Genomic DNA, 18,692 nt, shown 5'->3' with positions numbered 1-18,692 from the left:
AATACCATTACAATCAGTCAGTGCCGAGCGCTAACGCTCTCTTACGCCAGCCAGCGAGGATTCTCTAACTGAAGGCACTGCTGCTCCAATTGGCGGATATGCTGATCCCAATAGCCGCTATCCGCCAGCCAGGGAAACGCCTGGGGAAAAGCGGGATCATCCCAACGTGACACCAGCCACGCCGAATGCCTTATCAGCCGATAACTTCTTAGTGGCTCAATAAGCGCCATCTGTTCAGTGGGAAATGGGCGCGCCTCTTCATACCCCTCGGTTATTTCACTTAAGTAGGACCGCCAACCCTGAGGGTCATCGGTTGGCAGTAGCATCCAGATATCTTGCATAGCGGGCGCCATGGTGCAGTCGTCAAAATCGACCAGGGTAAACTGCTCATCCCGCCCAAGCACATTGCCCAAATGGCAGTCACCGTGACAGCGAATCATACTGCTGGCGGGCACATCATGCTTTATAAGCTGCTGATGCACCTTCTCAATCACACGGTCATAGGCCCGACACTGATGACTATTCATCCAAGCGCTGGCCAGCACGCGCTGTTGAGCATCAAGGATACCGCTGGCCATCTCTAAACGTGGGCGGTGCTGGAAGGCTTTTTTAGCCGACACCTGGTGCAACCGACCCAGCAACTCCCCCATGGCAAATAGGTGAGAAGGATTATCCAGCTCCGGCGCCTGGCCAGGGCAATGGGGAAACAGCGTAAACCGAAAATCCTTAAAATAGTGTAACGACACACCTGCTTTATTACGCCACGGCGCCACTACCGGCACCTGCTGATCTACCAGCTCCTGCAGAAAATCGTGCTCCTCCTGAATCGCACTATCTGACCAGCGGTCAGGCCGATAAAACTTAACAATCCAGTTTTTGCCATCATCATCGCGAAACAACAGCACGCGGTTTTCATAACTGTTCAGCGCAAAAGGCTCGCCTGCAGGCCAAATATCCAGCGACTCCACTGCAGACATCACTAAATCAGGCGAAAGAGAGCTAAACGGGTGTGACATAGGCCACTCCTGGGTTGGCTAAAGCGCTAATGAGTATGCGAAAAGGCTATTCTATCAATCCTTGCCTAGCGGTGTCCGCGCTGCCGCCCAAATATCAACGCGCTTTGCGCCAGCATCCAGCGCGGCCCGTGCCAACGCCTGGCCAGTGGAGCCGGTAGTGACCACGTCATCTACTATCACCATATGCGCCGGGGGCGGTGATTCAAAGACAAAGGCCCCCGCCAGGTTGGCAATTCGTTGGCGGCGATTCAAGGTGCGCTGGGATGGGGAATCCTTTATTCGTTTAGCACTCACCATTGGGACGCCCAGTGGGCGGCTGAGCTGTTCGGCTAACCAGCGTGATTGATTAAATCCCCGAGTACGAGCATGCATAGGCGTCATGGGCACCGGTAAAAAAGCATCGCCGAGAGTATCCGGCGGAGTTAACAGCATCAATTCAGCGAGTAGCGTGCCCGCCCGTGGAGAAGCATGAAATTTAAAATCATGCACCAGCTGCTTAATCGGCCCTTGATACAACAGCCCCGCTTGAGTAGCTGAAAATAGCGGTGGATCTATTAAGCAGTGCCCACACAAGCTCGCGCCATGGCTAACAGGGTCTCCACACTGGCGGCAAGCATGTAGGTTCCACGGCAGCTCGTCCAGACAGGTCACGCACCACCCTCGCCCCGCTACTGCCGGTGCCAAGCAAAAGGCGCAGTAGCCAGGCATGGCTTGCTTGATCCACTCTCCTCCCCCCTGTAGCCACTGCTTTAACGCCATGCCAGCTCCTTACACTTTGTGCATAAATATCAAATCATTGATTGACTTGGGCCACAAATCTGATAATATACGCCTCGTCTTAGCGGATGTGGTGGAATTGGTAGACACGCTAGATTTAGGTTCTAGTGCCGTAAGGTGTGGGAGTTCGAGTCTCCCCATCCGCACCAATTATTTTTTATTATTCAAGCAGTTAGGATTTCCCTTCTTACTATTGAAAGTCTTCATATTGCTTGGTTCTGGCGCTTTATAAGCGGCTTTATTATAAGCACTATGTCAATGTAGCTCCCCAAAACGCCTATTCTTATCTGTTAAAAACAGCAATGGCTCAACGCCATTTTTTGCATGCCTGGCATTTACTGTATCAAATTTTAGCATCAGCCGGTTTGGCTGACTTGCCCCTGCTTTTCCGCTAGCCTATACACTCAATAACTTACAAAAGTTCCCTCAATGGCTATCACTCAACGCTATATTGAGGGATGATCGCTAATAAAGATGAGAAGGATCTCATACTATGGAATGGCTTAACGATAACGCTCAAGCAATCTCGGCTGTAGCGAGCATATGCACGCTTTTCGTGTGGGTATTTTATGCCCAGCTTCTCTATAACGGCTATGTGCGGCAGCGTCGCCCTCGTGTGATTATTAATCGCGGCAGAGGAATCGGCGTGGACGCTATCTGCTTAATCAGCAATATGAGCAGTGAAGCCATCTATATTCAGCACCTTGTCGCGGTATTGCATACGCACAAAAGCAGTTACTCCCTGGATGTGGTGGAGTATCAGCAGCGCGGGGGTGAGGAACAAAAAAATGAGCAGCAGTCGCAGGAAACCAGCTACCGCACCCATCAAGGCCCGCTAGCTTCTGGGGATTACCTTAACATTCAATCGTTTGGCGATATTGTCAATCAGGTTAAAGAGTATTGGGAAATCGATGACAATCAGCTGCAAGAGCAGAATATCCAGCTTGAAATTCGCGTTATCGCTATTTATGGATCCGAAGACATGCCGACCGGCGCATCGCGAACCTTTAATCTCGACTTAAATGCGTCACCCAACCATCAGCTTATCCCGGCGAGTGTCGATACGGATCGACTCAATAGCCGTGGCCAACGTAAGCGCGTGCTGGAGTGGGCAAAAGAGATTGAGACCCACAAAGCACGCTGAATCAACGCTATTGCCAAGCGGCGACGCGCCCCATTACCGAGACGACTGACGATGCATAAATTTGTAACCCTCTGCTGGCTTGGCCTACTCACCATGGTATCCACGAATCTGCATGCAGAGGAGGAAGATAGCGATTTACCCGAGTGGGCAGAAGAGCGTATTGAGCCCTTTCGTGAAAGTGTCGGCAACTGGGTCGATAACACGTCGCGACGCATCGATGGCTTCTTTGGCACTGACGACCATATGCAGGTCAACAACGAATCCTATCTACGTTTCGGTCAAGAGATTGATTGGATGGAGGGCGATGGCACTCGCGGAGATACCACCCTTCGTTACCGTATTGACCTGCCCACCTCGGAGGATCGTCTGCGACTGGTCATCGAGAGCGATCCGGAAGAGTCACAAGGCACCCTGGAAGAGCAAGGCTCTGGACGACTCGCCAATGACCAGCGTGACCGTCGTAGCTCTACGCTTGGCTTGGATTGGCTGGAAAGCCGCGATAAACGTGAAAACTGGAGCAATCGAGTAGGTGCCGGCGTTCGTCTGCGCCTCCCTCTTGACCCTTACGTGCGCTTTACCAGCGAGCGTCTCTGGCAACTGGGTGAAGGGCCATGGCAGCTTGAGTCGAATAACCGCGTCTCCTGGTTCAACAATGAAGGCTACTCAGCGCGCACACGCTGGGATGTCGGTCGGCCATTGAGCGAACGCCGCCACTTACGCTTTATTACCACCGTCCAGTGGCGCGAGGAAGAAGATAAACTCGAGTACAGTGAAGTTGCCGAAATCAATCACCGCATCAACCGGCGCAGTGCTCTCCGCTACTCAGCCATCGCCATCGGTGAAAGTGCCTCCAACCCGCGCATGACCAATTACTACCTACAAACCCGCTACCGCCGTGATATTCATAAAGGCATTTTGTTCGCCGATGTGATCCCAGAGCTACACTTCCAGCGCGACGTTAGCTACGACCCACGCTGGGCAATGACACTGCGCCTGGAGATGTACTTTCAGCGCAAAATTAATCGCGACTACTTTTAAGCTTCAAGCACACGAAGCCATCTACTAGGCACCAGGGCGACCATGCAGCCTCCCCTGGTGTCTATCACATACCTTTGCCGTACCACGGCAACAAGCTACAGCCGCAAACCGCCGTCACACTCAATGATGCGCCCAGTGAAGTAGTCGTTCTCCATAATAAAGGCAACACTTTGGGCAATATTATCGGGCTCACCCAAACGCTTTAACGGTACGCTTGACGAGATACGCTCCAACATATCAGGGCGCATCGCAGCGGTCATTTCGGTAGCCACGAACCCAGGTGCTACTGTGCCGGTACGAATACCATAGCGGGCCAACTCCTGACTCCAAGTGACGGTCAACGCATGCACACCGGCTTTTGCAGCAGCGTAGTTGCTCTGCCCCATATTGCCTGCCCGGGAAATACTCGAGATATTGACGATTACGCCTTCATGTCCGGCTTCAATCATCTGAGTGGCGGCCTCGCGGCCACATAGGAAAACGCCGGTTAAATTGACATTAATAACGTTTTGCCAAGCCTCAAAGGACATGCGTTTTTCCACTTTCCCCTCTTTGGCCTTTACCAACAGCGCATCCTGGGTAATACCCGCGTTATTGATACAACCGCTAATCGGCGCCATGCGCTGGGCAATATCAGCAAACGCCTGAATCACGGAGGCCTCTTCAGCAACATTGACCACAAACGCCTGGGCATCGACACCTTCAGCAGAAAGTTGCGATACCGCCTGATCAAGCGCTTCAGCGCTCATGTCCAATAGCGCCATGCGCGCGCCCTGCTTGCCCAACCGTAGCGCCATGGCATAACCCAACCCACGCGCTCCACCCGTGACTGCAATTACTTTATCGGTAAGTACCATTCGTGACTCCTTACAGCGGATTAAACCAGCCTCATTGTGCATTGCAGCATAGAAGAGTTATGACCATAAATCGAGCCACATTACCGCTGGAATACTCAATGCAAGCTGCTTGCTATTTATATTTATGTCACCATATTACGCAATTACAACGGTTATCGAGTCGCTTTCTGGCGTTTTTGGGAGTTAGCCATGCCTATTCTTATTTTTATATCACTCTTTACGCTACTTGATTTTGTGGTTCTGTTTTCGATTGGCAGCCAGATCGGCCTACTCACGACCCTACTTTTAGTGCTCGGCACTGGTGTTGTCGGGCTACATCTAATTCGCAAAGAGGGTGTGTCCACCTTTGCCCAGGCTCGCCAGCGGATGCAGGCCGGTGAACTCCCCTCCAGCGAGCTACTAACAGGCGCTGCACTTATCTTCGGCGGTGCCTTATTAATGGCTCCTGGCTTTTTGTCTGATGCGCTAGGATTGGCATGCCTGATTCCCAGCGCACGCCAGTTGATGTTCAAGGCACTTACCTGGCTGGGGCTTAAAAAAGTTGCTGGGCAGCAGCAAGGCCCAAGCGCTTCCTCAGCTCGACCTGATGACTATCCAAACAGTCAGTCGTCACAGCAGGATGGCCCGATTGAGGGGGATTTTATCAGCAGAGATGAACCCCCACGCCGTCGTTGAGGTTTACTTCAAAAGAAAATCAGCGGAAAAGCAATTTTTTATTACCTGCCCCCTTGAAAGGTCATCCGCAGCCCCCATTTTTCATCCAGCACACAAATTCGGCAGCGATCTTTATGGGAGCTGCCATTAACAATGAAGACTGTGAAGTCTTCACTTCTCGCGGGTTACTCCCTCGAGAACACTTTTAAGCTAACCGCCCCTACCAGGGCTTCAACCATACTCAGGAGAACGTGAATGAATATCCGTCCTTTGCACGATCGTGTCATCGTCCGTCGCGTTGAAGAAGAGCAGAAAACTGCAGGCGGCATCGTGCTTCCGGGCAATGCAGCAGAAAAACCGACACGCGGTGAAATCCTCGCTGTCGGTAATGGTCGCATTCTGGAAAATGGCGATGTCCGCCCGCTAGACGTCAAGGTTGGCGATAACGTGATCTTTAAAGATGGTTATGGCGTTGAGAAGCAAAAAATCGACGGCGAAGAAGTCTTGATCATGAGCGAAGCCGATATTCTTGCCGTTGTTGAAGGCTAACAATCGTTGCTGCCCACCTTTTTAGTGAGCGCACCGAATCCATTACTTTCACGTTTTTGCATTCAATTTAGGAAGTAGCAGATATGTCAGCTAAACAAGTTAAATTTTCAGATGATGCCCGTAAACGCATGGCCCGCGGTGTCGACGTTCTGGCCAACGCTGTAAAAGTTACCCTCGGCCCGAAAGGCCGTAACGTGGTACTGGAAAAATCTTTCGGTTCTCCCACCGTCACTAAAGACGGCGTTTCTGTCGCCAAAGAGATCGAACTGAAAGACAAGTTCGAAAACATGGGCGCCCAGATGGTCAAAGAAGTCGCTTCTCAGACTTCTGACGCCGCGGGTGACGGTACCACTACCGCTACTGTTCTGGCCCAGGCCATCATCGCTGAAGGCCTGAAAGGCGTAACAGCGGGCATGAACCCGATGGATCTTAAGCGCGGTATCGACCAAGCCGTCAATGCTGCCGTCAAAGAAATCAAAGCAATGTCTGTCCCTTGCACCGACACCAAGTCGATTGCACAGGTAGGCACCATCTCTGCTAATGGCGACAAGCGCATCGGTGAAATCATTGCCGAAGCGATGGAAAAAGTTGGCAAAGAAGGCGTCATTACCGTTGATGAAGGCCGTGGCTTTGAAGACGAACTGGAAGTCGTTGAAGGTATGCAGTTCGATCGCGGCTACCTCTCACCCTACTTCGTTACCAACCAGGACACCATGACGGTTGAACTGGAAGATCCTTACATCCTGTTAGTGGATAAAAAGATCTCCAACATCCGTGAGCTGCTGCCGGTTCTGGAAGCCGTTGCCAAGCAAGGCAAGCCGCTGGCCATCATCGCTGAAGATATCGAAGGCGAAGCCCTGGCAACACTGGTTGTGAACAACATGCGCGGTATCGTTAAAGTCGCTGCTGCGAAAGCACCCGGCTTCGGCGACCGTCGTAAATCCATGCTGCAGGATATCGCTATCCTGACCAACGGCACGGTCATCTCTGAAGAAGTCGGCCTCACGCTTGAGCAGGCGAACCTGGATCACCTGGGTACCGCTAAGCGTATGACCATGTCCAAAGAGAACACCACCATCATCGACGGTGCTGGTGCAGAAGGCGATATCGAAGCACGCGTCAGCCAGATCCGCGCGCAAATCGAAGACACCTCTTCTGACTACGACAAAGAGAAGCTGCAAGAGCGCGTTGCCAAACTGGCAGGCGGTGTTGCCGTTATCCGTGTCGGTGCGGCCACCGAAGTGGAAATGAAAGAGAAGAAAGCCCGCGTTGAAGACGCCCTGCACTCTACCCGTGCGGCCGTTGAAGAGGGCGTGGTGCCTGGTGGCGGTACTGCACTGGTTCGCGTCATGGCCAAAGTACAAGGTCTGACGGGCGATAACGAAGACCAGAACCACGGTATCAATATGGCGCTACGCGCTATGCAGTCTCCGCTGCGTCAAATCGTTTCCAACGCCGGTGAAGAGCCTGCGGTCGTGATTAATCGCGTGAAAGATGGCGAAGGTAACTTCGGTTACAACGCACAAACCGGCGAGTACGGCGACCTGTTCGAGATGGGCGTTCTGGATCCGGCAAAAGTAACCCGTACTGCACTGCAGTCCGCTGGTTCTGTTGCTGGCCTGATGATCACCACCGAGTGCATGATCGCAGAAGACCCGGAAGAGAAAGACGCTGCACCCGATATGGGTGGCATGGGCGGAATGGGTGGCATGGGCGGCATGATGTAATGCACCCCTGAGCCCTTCGCTCTATCGACGGCTAGCGTTTAGCTGTCACCAAGAACCCCGCCTTGTGCGGGGTTCTTGCGTTTTGAGCGGCATACAGGCGTGAGGATGCCGATAGCGTTTTGTCAGCCATTTCCAGGGCCGAACGTGCTACTATCTGCGCGAATTTTTAAGCTACATTTTCACTACTGGGCACCAGCGCATGTTGCAGCATATCCGTATCGTACTCGTTCAGACCTTTCACCCCGGCAATATCGGCGCAGCAGCGCGGGCCATGAAAACCATGGGTTTAACCGAGCTGGTGCTGGTTAATCCGCGCCTGTTTCCCGATGAAGAAGCAACTCGGCTAGCCGCGGGCGCTACCGATGTGCTGGAGAGTGCGCGTCTGGTTACCTCGCTGGAGGAAGCCGTTAACGACTGCGTTCAGGTCGTGGGTGCCAGTGCACGCTTGCGCAGCCTGCCCCTGCCCCACTTTGACGAACCTGATGAGATGGCAACAGACGTCATCCAGAACGCTCAAACGGCGCCAGTGGCACTCGTATTTGGGCGTGAACGCTCGGGGCTGACTAATGATGAGATCCGCTGCTGCACGCATCAGGTCAGCATTCCTGCCAACCCCGATTACGGTATTCTGAATTTATCCCAGGCGGTACAGATACTGGCTTATGAAGTACATCGCGCCTGGCGTAAAGGTGATGGGAGCGGTTTTACTTATCAGCGCCCGCTGGAGGCAACGCCGCCCAGCCGCGAACAGTTCTTACACTTTCAAGCGCATCTGGGCCGCTTAATGCAGGAAAGTGGCTTTTTAACCCAGCCCCACGCCCGCACTGAAGAGCAACTTCAGGCGCTCTTCGCCCGTGCTCAGCCCAGCCGTAAAGAGCTTTCGCTGTTAAGAGGGCTATTAAGCGCGTTTGAAAGCCATCTGCCTAAATAAGCGATATGGCTTCGGGTCAACCAAAAGAGGGAAAAGGGACAGCCCGCGCCGCCCCTTTATGACGTTAAATTAGATGTTTTAACGCAGCGCTTTCAGAGCATCATGGCCGCTAGCCAGCCAAAGCCCACTAACGGGATGTTGTAGTGCAGAAACGTCGGCACCACGCTGTCCCACATATGGTCGTGCTGGCGATCAACGTTCAGGCCAGAGGTTGGCCCCAAGGTTGAATCCGACGCTGGGGAACCAGCATCACCTAGCGCCGCGGCGGTTCCCACCAGCACAACTGTGGCCATGGGCGAGAAGCCAAACTGTACCGCCAAAGGCACAAATATGGCGGCAATAATCGGAATGGTTGAGAACGACGAGCCGATACCCAGGGTAATAAACAGCCCTACCAGCAGCATCACCAGCGCCGCTAAGCCGCGGTTATCGCCAAAGAGTGCAAAGGCCCCCGATACCAACGCATCAATCTCTCCCGTGGTTTTCATGACTTCGGCAAAGCCCGCCGCAGAGATCATGATAAAGCCGATCAGCGCCATCATACGCATACCGCTGGTAAACAGATCATCCGCTTCGCGCCACTTAAAGATGCCGCCCATTGAAAGCAGACCAATGCCTACCAAGCCACCCAATATCATTGAGCCACTGTAAAGCTGGAGGCCGAGTGCCGCGACAATAGCTACCCCCGACATCACAAGCCCTAGCATATGCGGTTTGGCGGGCGTATGGCCTTCACTAACGTTGGCGTTAGCGATATCTTCGGCTTGATACTCACGCGGGCGGCGGTAACTCCAAAATAGCGCAACGATTAGCCCCAGCGCCATGCCCCCTACCGGCACTGCCATGGCCATAGGCACCATGCCACGGGTAATCTCTAAACCTAGCGGTTCCCCAGCGCTATTTAAGTTGGCCAAAAGAATATCGTTTAGAAAAATCGCCCCAAACCCTACCGGTAGCAGCATGTAGGGTGCCGTTAAACCAAAAGTAAGCGCACAGGCCACCGCACGGCGATCCAGCTTTAAACGGTTCATCACGGTCAACAGCGGCGGAATCAGCACGGGGATAAAGGCGATGTGAACGGGGATAGCGTTCTGGGAAGAGATAGCCACCAACAACACCGCCGTTAGTAACAGCATTTTGACCCGCGCCTGATGCACGGCGTTGGTCTCTTTGCCGAGTAGTGTAATTAAACGGTTAGCCAGCATATCCGGCAAGCCAGAGCGGGAGATCGCCACCGCGAAGGCCCCCAAGGTGGCGTAGGCCAGGGCTACCTGGGCTCCGCCGCCAACGCCTGTATTAAAGGCATCCAGCGTTTGTTCTAGTGACAACCCGCCCACTAAACCGCCGACTAAAGCGCCCACCACTAAAGCAAATACCACCGAGACACGCGCCAGCGATAGCGCCACCATCACGAGCACCGCAAGAATTACTGCATTCATGAATATTCCTAGAGCTATTGAGAGGTCATTAACAGCAAAGGGGGCGGATTTTAGCAGATTAAGTAGGTAAACCTAAGGCCGCGCTGCATGCTTAACGCTTTGCTACTTTAGTCGCGATATCATTGCTGCATCGCACCATACTACCTACCATCGCAATCTCGCTTAATTTCAGCGTCGGCTACTTTACTGCTTGCTTAGGAGCTCGCATGAGCATACTTGCGATTGTCATTTCACTGCTATTATTGATGTTCCTCGCTTATCGAGGCATTTCGGTGCTGCTGCTGGCTCCTCTCATGGCGTGTTTAGCGGTGCTGCTCTCTGGCGATGCCGCCTTTTTATTACCGATCTACACCGATACGTTTATGAGCGCGCTGGGCAACTATGTTATCCAGTTCTTCCCACTGTTTTTGCTGGGCGCACTGTTTGGCCAGTTAATGGCCGATTCCGGCGCCGCCCAATCAATTGCCAACGGGATTGTCAAAAAGCTCGGCACTCACCATGTCGTGCTCACTGTTGTCATGGCCTGTGCAGTGCTCACCTATGGTGGCGTTTCGCTGTTTGTGGTTGCTTTTGCCATTTATCCGATTAGCCGCGAGCTGTTTCGTAGCGCCAATGTGCCCAAGCGACTGATTCCGGCGTCTATCGCGCTTGGCTCTTTTACCTTCACCATGACAGCCCTCCCGGGAACCCCTTCGATACAGAACGCAATTCCCATTCCTTATTATGAAACCAACAGCTTTGCAGCCCCTGGTCTCGGCATTATCGCCGGTCTGCTGATGCTTGGACTGGGGACTCTCTATCTTCAGTCACGGGTAAAAAAAGCCGCATCTAGTGGCGAAGGGTACGGCCAGCATACTGATCGCGAAGCCGTGACCGATGAAGAACAAGCCCCCACCAGCCTGCCGCTGTGGCTGGCGTTGATACCGATTATGATGGTGATTGGTTTAAACGCGCTGTTTACCTACGGTGTGTTTCCCGCCCTCGATTTAAGCTTTATCGATGATGAGTTTGAAAATGTATCCTCATCGGGTCAGAGCGGGCTTTGGGCCATTCTGATCGCACTGCTGAGTGCGTCGGCATGGCTAATTATTACCCGCTGGAAGCACTGGATGGATCTTAAAGAGAGCGTTAATAAGGGCTGTTTGGGATCGCTGCTGCCAATTTTTAATACTGCTTCAGAGGTGGGCTACGGTGCCGTCATAGCCAGCTTGGCAGGCTTCGCCATTATTCGCGATGCGGTGCTCACCGCCTCCCCCGGCAACCCTTTAATTTCTGAAGCCTTGGCGATGAGCGTACTAGCGGGGATTACAGGCTCCTCCTCCGGCGGGCTCTCAATTGCACTAGAGACCCTGGGCAGCGAATACCTAGCCATGGCGCAACAAGCCGGCATTAGCCCTGAGCTAATGCACCGTGTTGCAACGCTTGCTGCAGGTGGTATGGACACGCTCCCTCACTCAGGCGCTGTTATCACCCTACTGGCTATCTGCGGCCTGACCCATCGCCAGTCCTACGGCAACGTTGCCATGGTCACCATTGCATTGCCGGTCATTGCGTTAATCAGTGTGATTACCTTAGGAACACTATTTGGCAGCTTCTAAAAGCGCACAACGCATGCGATAGTTAGCTAACTATTAGCCTGCCAATAAAGAGAACACCATGGCCTTCGTTGTTCGCCACTCACTGCTGCTGATCATATTGGGAAGTTTGGTGATTTCCACAGCCATGGGGCTACGTCATGGTTTCGGGCTCTTTATGGAGCCCCTCAGCAGCGAGCTTGGCTGGGGGCGTGGGGTATTTGCTTTTGCACTCGCTTTGCAAAACCTGGTTTGGGGCTTATCGCAACCCTTTACCGGGGCACTGGCGGATCGCTTCGGTGCGGCCAGGATTATTGTGGTTGGCGGTTTGCTGTATGCCTTGGGGCTACTGTTTATGAGCCTCTCTACCTCAGTGCTGGGCATGACGGTCAGCGCTGGGCTTTTGATAGGCCTTGGCCTCTCCGGGACAACCTTCTCGGTGATCCTTGGCGCCGTTGGCCGTGCAGTGGCACCTGAAAAACGCAGTATGGCCATGGGCATTGTTAGCGCGGCAGGCTCATTTGGCCAGTTCGCGATGCTGCCCGGCACGCTTGGTTTGCTAGAGTGGCTAGGCTGGGCGGCGGCGCTAATGGCCATGGCCGCCATTGCCACGATTATCATTCCTTTGGGGGCCATGCTGCGTGATACACCCTCGGCCAAAACAGCGTCCGATTTAAGCCTCAAAGATGCCCTCAATGAAGCAGCAGGCCAAAAAGGCTTTTGGCTACTCTGTTTAGGCTTTTTTGTCTGCGGCTTTCAGGTAGTGTTCATTGCCGTGCACCTTCCCGGCTATCTATTCGATAAAGGCCTGGCGGTGCAAGTGGGGACAACGGTACTGGCACTAGTGGGGCTGTTTAATATTGTCGGCACTTATACGGCGGGATGGATGGGCGGCATTTGGTCGAAACCCAAATTATTAACCTGGCTCTACTTGATTCGTGGCGTGGTGATTACCGCCTTTGTTTATTTGCCGTTAAGTCCGATTAGCGCTTATCTTTTTGGTATTGTCATCGGGCTACTATGGCTCTCAACCGTACCGTTAACCAACGGTATCGTGGCTTCGGTCTTTGGTGTACGCCACCTCTCGATGCTGGGCGGCATCGTGTTTCTGTTTCACCAGCTGGGCTCTTTTATGGGCGTCTGGTTGGGCGGCTATTTTTATGACCTGACTGGCAACTATAATACTGTGTGGCAAATTGCTATTGTTCTCTCGGTGGTTGCTGCAGCGTTACACTGGTTTATTAGTGAAAAGCCGCTTGAGCGCACGACACTTACCAAGGTAATGTCATGAACGCTGCTAAAACGTTTTCTATTATGCTTTTAGCGGTCGCCCTGCTTGCCAGTTTGGCGTTAGCTTGGTGGGGTTGGCACAGTTTAGACCCGTCGCTACTGCTACTGGGCAGTCGACTCTGCTAGCGCTTACCCCATCCGCCAGCGGCGCCACTGGCGAAGTATCAAACCGTGTTTGGGTGAGAACAGTAAGGCAACAAAGAACCAGCTGGTAGCGACCAACACAATGGTGCCGCCCGAGGCGACGTCCAGCACTACCGAAAGCCACAGTCCAATGACTGCTGAGCTAACTCCCACCCCCACGGAAATCAGCATCATGGTTTTAAAACGGTCGGTCAGCAAGTGTGCCGTCGCACCAGGAGTGATCAGCATCGCCACCACCAGAATAATTCCCACTGTTTCCAAACTCGCCACGATGGTAAGAGTGAGTAGCAGGATCAAACCGTAGTGAATGACGCTGGTATTAAAGCCCAGCGCTTGGGCCTGCAGGGGGTCAAAGGCATAAAGAAGCAGCGGCCGATAGGCGAGCCAAACGACTAACAGGGCAATCACACTGGCGACCAATGTCAGCAACAGCGCCGACTGTTTAACCCCCAATACGTTGCCAAACAGAATATGCATCAGGTGAGTACTAGAGGCAATTTTGCTAATAATCACTATGCCCAGCGCGAAGGCGCTCGTGAACATCAATCCCATGGCCGCGTCGGACTTTATCCGCGTGTGGCGCTCAATAGCACCAATGCCCACCGAGGTTAAAGCGCCGGTTATAAACGCGCCTACAAAAAAGGGCCAGCCTAACAGGTAGGCAATCGCCACCCCTGGCAGCACAGCATGAGAGATAGCATCCCCCAGCAGCGACCAGCGTTTAAGCACCACATAGCAGGATAAAATGCCGCAAATAGCGCCCACCAGCACCGAGGTTAATAAGGCACGCTGCATAAAGGCGTATTGAAAGGCGTCTGAGATGCCATCGGGTAATAGATTGACAATGACCATCAGCGCAGCGATGAGCCCACTTACCAAGGCATCGCCAAACAGACTCAGTGCCGTCATTAGTTCTGCCACTTCGCTTACCCCTGGGCTGCCATAAAGGAAGTTGATTCAGCGACGCGCACATCGTTCGCCGACTGTTCGATAGAGCTCACCGCCAGCTCTGCCAATTTGGCATCACTGAGCATTTCATCAGGCGACCCTACCCCACGGATAAAGCGGTTTATCAGCACCACATGGTCGACATGCCGGCGGGCACCGGGCATATCGTGAGTCACCATTATAACCGTACGCCCTGCCTCCCGCTCCCGGGCGAGTACGCCTAAAATCAAACGCTCACTGGGCGGGTCTACGCCCGCCAGAGGCTCATCGAGAAGTAAAATGTTGGCCTGCTGGGCGAGCGTACGGGCCAGTAATACGCGCTTTTTCTGCCCACCTGAGAGCGCGCCAATGGGGCGCTCCGCCAGTGCCAGCATATCAACTGCCAGCAACGCCTCACGCACAGCCTCACCATGACGGGAATGGTACCAGCGCGAAGGCAACAAGCGCCGCCACAGCGGATCACTGCGCATATGCCCGTAGCGGCCGCCCATAACGGTCTCCCATACGGAGACAGGAAAATCCCACTCAATCGCTTCCCGCTGCGCCATGTAGGCAATGTGACCCGCTTTCCGGTGCGTCGCAATCGGCTCATTAAACGCCTGCACACTCCCCCGCAGCGCTTTCATGCTACCGGTAAGGACATGAAAAAGCGTCGATTTACCCGCACCATTCGGCCCCACAATGGCCGTCCATTTACCCGCCGGGAACTGCAAGTTAATGTCTTCCAAGACGGGCTGGCGCTGATAGGCTGCGTAGAGCCCTTTAATATTAATCGCCACCGGGGCGCCGCCAAAAGTCGTTGCCATGATCGTTTACTCAGTTGCCAATGTTTGGCGCAACAGCTCAACGTTGTGGCGCATCATGGTGAAATAATCACCCGCGTCACCCTCTGGCTCGCTAAGCGAGTCCACATATAGCGGCCCTGCGACTTTAACGCCGGTATCCCTTGCCAGGCTGGTGACGTGGCGGTCGGAAATAGTGCTCTCCCAGAACAGCGCCGCCGGTTGGCGTTCATTAATCATATCCACCACGCGCATAAGCTGACGGGGTGAACCCTCCGTTTCGGCGTTGGTTCCCCAGATGCCATCGTGCTCAAAGTGATAAGCGTCTGAAAAATATAGGAAGGCGGCTTCGCTACTTAGTAGCACGCGACGCTCTTCCGGTATCGCTTCTAAGCGCTCCTGGAGTTCAACATGCAGGGCATGCAGCTCTTCTTTTAGCGCTTCAGCACGCTGCTGCAACGCTTCAGCTCGCTGGGGAAGCAAATGCTCTAGCTCATTAGCGACGACCTGGACATAGGCTGACACCGCACGCGGATCCATCCAGAGATGAGGATCGACATCGCCTTCCATGTCGCCGGTAATAATCGTTTGAGTGGGGTATTCAGAGACTTCGGCAACCGCCACTAGAGGCGTTCCTTCAATGACCGTTGCTTCAACCTGGGGCATCCACTGCTCTAACTGGTAGCCGTTGTAAAACACAATGTCTGCGGTTTCCAAGGCAGCGAAATTACTAGGGGTTAATTCCCACTCGTGCACCTCAGCGCCAATCGGCGTTAATACCGACACATTGGCGTCCTCCCCTACCACGCTGGCGACAATATCGCCAAGCACAGAAAAAGTGACGGCCACATTCAGGTGAGACGCCGCGCGCTCTTGCGCTTCAGCACTGATCAGAGCGCCGCTCAGCCAGAGCGGTAAGCTCAAAACCACACCCAGATTGCGTTTGTTCATTGTCTCTCCTTTGTGCATACCCAGTAGGTAGACTGTATCTCAATAAAAAAGCATAGTGCAAACAGTTTAGCCTTGGCTAACAATATTGCACAAAAATACGTTACCATCCCCCGACTATCCAATGATTGTTCCCACTGCTTCCGATATAATTTACCAATGACTGATTCTAATCCGAACGCCTCATTGCCTGCCCCAAGCATTCCTGGAGATGCACTGCCCCCTGTGGAGCAGCATGCCCAGCAGTATGCGACGGTGCGAAATGCCCACGAAACCGAGCTGATTGAAGACTATGTTGAGCTGATTGGCGACCTACTGGCGCACCGCGGCGAAGCGCGTGCGGCAGACATTGCCAACCGTATGGCGGTAAGCCAGGCGACGGTTTCAAAAATGATTCGGCGTTTAAATGAGCTGGAGTTGGTCACCAGCAAGCCATATCGCTCGCTGTTCCTAACCGAAGCGGGGCAGAAAATGGCAGAGACGTCACGCGCCCGTCACGATATCGTGCTGCACTTCTTACGTGCTCTCGGCGTAAGAGATGCGACTGCGCGTATTGACGCTGAAGGCATGGAGCACCACGTTAGCGACGAAACCCTCGCCATCATGCAGCGCTTCACCGAACAGCAGCAAAAGAGCTAACCTGCTGCGCGTTATCAGTGGGAAAAACGCAGATAATTCACCTGAGTAATGGCACCGTTCCAAATCATCTCCAAATGAGTGGTCTGGATAATATCGGTCACACAGCGTGGTGTCATCAGCGCCCAGCAGTTCGCATTCAACCGGCGAACTGAGTAGTAGCGGAGCCCAACACTGCATCGGCGTATGTCGGCACCAAAGGGTTGCGAGACTGAATAATCATCGGCTGCGTAAATGGCATGCTCAACGGGTAAAGCGAGTGCATCGCAGCAACCACCCTGATCAAAAGTGGCCTTTAATCCGCGAAAGACGAACCTTTCATAGTGTAATCCCGGCACGTTTTGCCAATACACCTGCTGGTGATGCTTTACTTCGGCAATCGCCGTTTCAAGGGTATCGGCAATATAGAGCACCCCAAAACTACCATCGCTAAAGCGCGACCCCTGCGGATTTACATGGGTAAACGGCGCCACCGCATAAGAGCAGCCACGAATTCCGAACGGAATTTGTTCGTGGGGTAGTAATGCTAAATTACCCACTTCATTTTGTAGCCGCGGATTGGTTAATGCCTGCAGTGCATGGAGTGCAGCGAACTCTTCAGCGCTCGCCACATCGTCGAACAGGTCAATCGGCGGAAACTTGCTATTGACCAAGCGATAACCAGTGACGTTTCCACTGGGTAGGGTCGGCAAGTTGGTGGGCGTTACCACTGGCTTCCCCGCAGGCTATCGATACGCTTAAAGGTTTCATAGAGCGCCGCAAAATCACCGCACCCCATCACTTCGAGCGGCGTACGGCCATTGAAAAAGGGATTGTGGTTCACCAGGTTAACGAACCCATAAAGATTTTCCGGATTATCAAATATCATCCGCAATGCAGCATGGATATTGAGTAAGTAGCTGATCCGAGTTAGCTGATCGCTATCTAATTTTATCTCGTCAAGCTCCCCACGCCGGGCACGTGCGTAAGTACTATGCGAAACACGTAAAATCGCTTCACCCTGCTCCCCGGACGCTCGCCATTTGTCCAGAATGCGCACCGCCGCTTTCAAGCCCGCCGCTGCCGCTGCCCTATTTTGGGAAATGTCGTGTGCCGTTTGCATTGCGGCTCCTTAGCTAATAGCCATAACTTTCAGCCACTCTCCCCAAATACTAAATCAATAAAAAAGTATCTGCAAATACAGTTACTCAGTAATACAAACGCGATTAACCTCCCAACACTTTGGCGGGCATCCCTAACCGTCCGATACCGGGCAGTTTCAGAGCGGGCCGCATAACGTCGATACCAAAGCTCAAACCAAGGAGATTAAGTTCGAACCCCTCCTCCAGTGCCAACATAATGCCTGCCACCCCGCCAAATGAGAGCTGATAACCGGTGCCGCTGGGCACCGCCGCAAAAACACCATTGAAAATGTAGTCTTTACCGATTGCCGTTACCGGAAGCGACACCTCAAAACCGGGTACTTCGCGTATTACCCAAGCAATAAAGCTATTGCTGTTCGGCCCAGGCCACACTCGATAAAGCTCAGCCTGAGGATAGTTAACGGCGGCGACCTCTATCTGAGGTATGAGCTGGGCTGCCGCATCGCCGCGATAATCGGCTAACAGTGTGGGGGGATTGCCAAACCAAGCTCGATCGGGCGTATCAATGGAAGAGACCACCGTTGGGCGCCGCCAGCTCAATACCTGATGAAGTCGGTAGCTATCGGCATTTTCCGCCTTGGTCGCAATCCAGATATGTTCGCCAAACGCCCCACGCCAGTTATAAGCGCGTGCGGAATAGACCTGAACCACGGCTTCAGAGCTCTTCGCTGGATCAGGTGCTATACCAGCAGATGACCGATCTAATGATGACCAATGAGCATCAGTCACCACCTGATTACTCGCCAATATCCAAACAGGCCCCGCCAACAGCAGCGCTAATAGCGCCACAAGGCTAAGCATCCCTCGCAGTAGCATTCTCATTGCATTATCCGTCACTGAAAAGTTATCGGGTCAGTACCGCTATAACTCAACGGAATCTAGAAATAATGACCGCAGTTGAAGCAATGCCTAGCTCAACGAGCCAGACGAGTAAGCCACCCCACACTCTTCGATCCTGCGCCAGCTCATTACTTACCCCATGGAAGCTACAGGGTATTTATTCTTTATAGCCATGTTGATAAGGCCATTCATCATAGTGCCAGGATGAGTTAACTAAGGCGTGAGACTGATGAGATTCCTGTTTAAGTTCACGTTT

Annotated in this window: 19 protein-coding genes and 1 tRNA gene; 10 read left to right on the top strand and 10 right to left on the bottom strand. The window is 53.2% G+C overall.

The features are described 5' to 3' along the window. Positions 1 to 41: 41 nt before the first annotated feature. Together ACFIOZ_RS09805 and ACFIOZ_RS09800 are read right to left on the bottom strand one after the other, a co-directional pair. Complete coding sequence (locus tag ACFIOZ_RS09805; protein WP_386083592.1) at positions 42 to 1,016, bottom strand: serine/threonine protein kinase; 975 nt, start codon at positions 1,014 to 1,016, stop codon at positions 42 to 44. Between the two features lie 54 nt (positions 1,017 to 1,070). After that, entirely contained in the window at positions 1,071 to 1,775 is a 705-nt protein-coding gene (locus ACFIOZ_RS09800; RefSeq protein ID WP_386083590.1) for a ComF family protein, read from the bottom strand. Between the two features lie 82 nt (positions 1,776 to 1,857). Here ACFIOZ_RS09800 and ACFIOZ_RS09795 point away from each other — a divergent pair. From ACFIOZ_RS09795 to ACFIOZ_RS09785, 3 genes are all read left to right on the top strand, one after another. After that, positions 1,858 to 1,942 (top strand) — tRNA-Leu (locus ACFIOZ_RS09795). A 344-nt stretch (positions 1,943 to 2,286) separates the two neighbouring features. After that, positions 2,287 to 2,937, top strand: a complete 651-nt coding sequence (locus ACFIOZ_RS09790) for a hypothetical protein (protein ID WP_386083588.1) — start codon at positions 2,287 to 2,289, stop codon at positions 2,935 to 2,937. A 51-nt stretch (positions 2,938 to 2,988) separates the two neighbouring features. Next, positions 2,989 to 3,975 carry a hypothetical protein gene (locus ACFIOZ_RS09785; RefSeq protein WP_386083586.1) on the top strand — a complete coding sequence of 329 codons (987 nt, stop codon included), beginning with the start codon at positions 2,989 to 2,991 and terminating at the stop codon, positions 3,973 to 3,975. Positions 3,976 to 4,070: 95 nt separating this feature from the next. On the opposite strand, the gene ACFIOZ_RS09780 is transcribed toward ACFIOZ_RS09785, so the two are convergent. Then, positions 4,071 to 4,832, bottom strand: coding sequence for an SDR family oxidoreductase (locus ACFIOZ_RS09780; RefSeq protein WP_386083585.1), 762 nt, complete (start codon positions 4,830 to 4,832; stop codon positions 4,071 to 4,073). Between the two features lie 189 nt (positions 4,833 to 5,021). Between ACFIOZ_RS09780 and ACFIOZ_RS09775 the strand changes: the two genes are divergently transcribed. The 4 genes from ACFIOZ_RS09775 (at position 5,022) to ACFIOZ_RS09760 (ending at position 8,693) form a co-directional block, all read left to right on the top strand. Beyond that, positions 5,022 to 5,507, top strand: a complete 486-nt coding sequence (locus ACFIOZ_RS09775; protein ID WP_386083584.1) for an FxsA family protein — start codon at positions 5,022 to 5,024, stop codon at positions 5,505 to 5,507. A gap of 234 nt (positions 5,508 to 5,741) precedes the next feature. Then, entirely contained in the window at positions 5,742 to 6,035 is a 294-nt protein-coding gene (locus ACFIOZ_RS09770; RefSeq protein WP_027959273.1) for a co-chaperone GroES, read from the top strand. Between the two features lie 83 nt (positions 6,036 to 6,118). Further along, entirely contained in the window at positions 6,119 to 7,762 is a 1,644-nt protein-coding gene (gene groL / locus ACFIOZ_RS09765; RefSeq protein ID WP_041158428.1) for a chaperonin GroEL, read from the top strand. A gap of 199 nt (positions 7,763 to 7,961) precedes the next feature. After that, a complete protein-coding gene (locus ACFIOZ_RS09760; RefSeq protein WP_386083582.1) occupies positions 7,962 to 8,693 on the top strand; it encodes an RNA methyltransferase in 732 nt (243 codons plus the stop codon). Between the two features lie 92 nt (positions 8,694 to 8,785). On the opposite strand, the gene ACFIOZ_RS09755 is transcribed toward ACFIOZ_RS09760, so the two are convergent. Beyond that, the gene (locus tag ACFIOZ_RS09755) at positions 8,786 to 10,132 is read right to left on the bottom strand and encodes a Na+/H+ antiporter family protein (RefSeq protein ID WP_386083580.1); all 1,347 of its coding nucleotides are present in this window, start codon (positions 10,130 to 10,132) and stop codon (positions 8,786 to 8,788) included. A gap of 206 nt (positions 10,133 to 10,338) precedes the next feature. Here ACFIOZ_RS09755 and ACFIOZ_RS09750 point away from each other — a divergent pair, with 206 nt between their 5' ends. Both ACFIOZ_RS09750 and ACFIOZ_RS09745 read left to right on the top strand, forming a co-directional pair. Then, entirely contained in the window at positions 10,339 to 11,730 is a 1,392-nt protein-coding gene (locus ACFIOZ_RS09750) for a GntP family permease (RefSeq protein WP_386083578.1), read from the top strand. A gap of 58 nt (positions 11,731 to 11,788) precedes the next feature. Next, on the top strand, positions 11,789 to 12,997 hold the full coding sequence (locus ACFIOZ_RS09745) for an MFS transporter (RefSeq protein WP_386083576.1): 1,209 nt from the start codon (positions 11,789 to 11,791) through the stop codon (positions 12,995 to 12,997). 128 nt (positions 12,998 to 13,125) lie between these two features. On the opposite strand, the gene ACFIOZ_RS09740 is transcribed toward ACFIOZ_RS09745, so the two are convergent. The 3 genes from ACFIOZ_RS09740 to ACFIOZ_RS09730 are packed head-to-tail and all read right to left on the bottom strand — an operon-like array spanning position 13,126 to position 15,821. Beyond that, positions 13,126 to 14,049, bottom strand: coding sequence for a metal ABC transporter permease (locus tag ACFIOZ_RS09740; protein WP_386084040.1), 924 nt, complete (start codon positions 14,047 to 14,049; stop codon positions 13,126 to 13,128). Between the two features lie 17 nt (positions 14,050 to 14,066). Next, on the bottom strand, positions 14,067 to 14,894 hold the full coding sequence (locus tag ACFIOZ_RS09735) for a metal ABC transporter ATP-binding protein (RefSeq protein ID WP_386083574.1): 828 nt from the start codon (positions 14,892 to 14,894) through the stop codon (positions 14,067 to 14,069). Positions 14,895 to 14,900: 6 nt separating this feature from the next. Continuing rightward, entirely contained in the window at positions 14,901 to 15,821 is a 921-nt protein-coding gene (locus ACFIOZ_RS09730) for a metal ABC transporter substrate-binding protein (RefSeq protein WP_386083572.1), read from the bottom strand. Between the two features lie 156 nt (positions 15,822 to 15,977). On the opposite strand from ACFIOZ_RS09730, the gene mntR reads away from it, so the two are divergent. Next, the gene (mntR, locus tag ACFIOZ_RS09725) at positions 15,978 to 16,457 is read left to right on the top strand and encodes a manganese-binding transcriptional regulator MntR (RefSeq protein WP_308334927.1); all 480 of its coding nucleotides are present in this window, start codon (positions 15,978 to 15,980) and stop codon (positions 16,455 to 16,457) included. A 14-nt stretch (positions 16,458 to 16,471) separates the two neighbouring features. Here the strand turns inward: mntR and ACFIOZ_RS09720 are convergent, their stop codons facing one another. The 3 genes from ACFIOZ_RS09720 to ACFIOZ_RS09710 all read right to left on the bottom strand — a co-directional run bounded on the left by ACFIOZ_RS09720 (position 16,472) and on the right by ACFIOZ_RS09710 (position 18,418). Then, positions 16,472 to 17,164: an RES family NAD+ phosphorylase gene (locus tag ACFIOZ_RS09720; protein ID WP_386083570.1), complete on the bottom strand. Its 693-nt coding sequence runs from the start codon at positions 17,162 to 17,164 to the stop codon at positions 16,472 to 16,474. After that, positions 17,158 to 17,556, bottom strand: a complete 399-nt coding sequence (locus ACFIOZ_RS09715) for an antitoxin Xre-like helix-turn-helix domain-containing protein (protein WP_386083568.1) — start codon at positions 17,554 to 17,556, stop codon at positions 17,158 to 17,160. Before ACFIOZ_RS09715 ends, ACFIOZ_RS09720 begins: the two co-directional genes overlap by 7 nt. Positions 17,557 to 17,659: 103 nt before the next feature. Beyond that, positions 17,660 to 18,418, bottom strand: a complete 759-nt coding sequence (locus ACFIOZ_RS09710; protein ID WP_386083566.1) for a DUF3750 domain-containing protein — start codon at positions 18,416 to 18,418, stop codon at positions 17,660 to 17,662. Between the last annotated feature and the right edge of the window lie 274 nt (positions 18,419 to 18,692).

It is taken from the genome of Vreelandella sp. F11, assembly GCF_042466685.1.
GTDB lineage: Bacteria > Pseudomonadota > Gammaproteobacteria > Pseudomonadales > Halomonadaceae > Vreelandella.
Note: the sequence above shows the minus strand (reverse complement) of the source record. Positions and strands in the feature narration are given on the sequence as shown.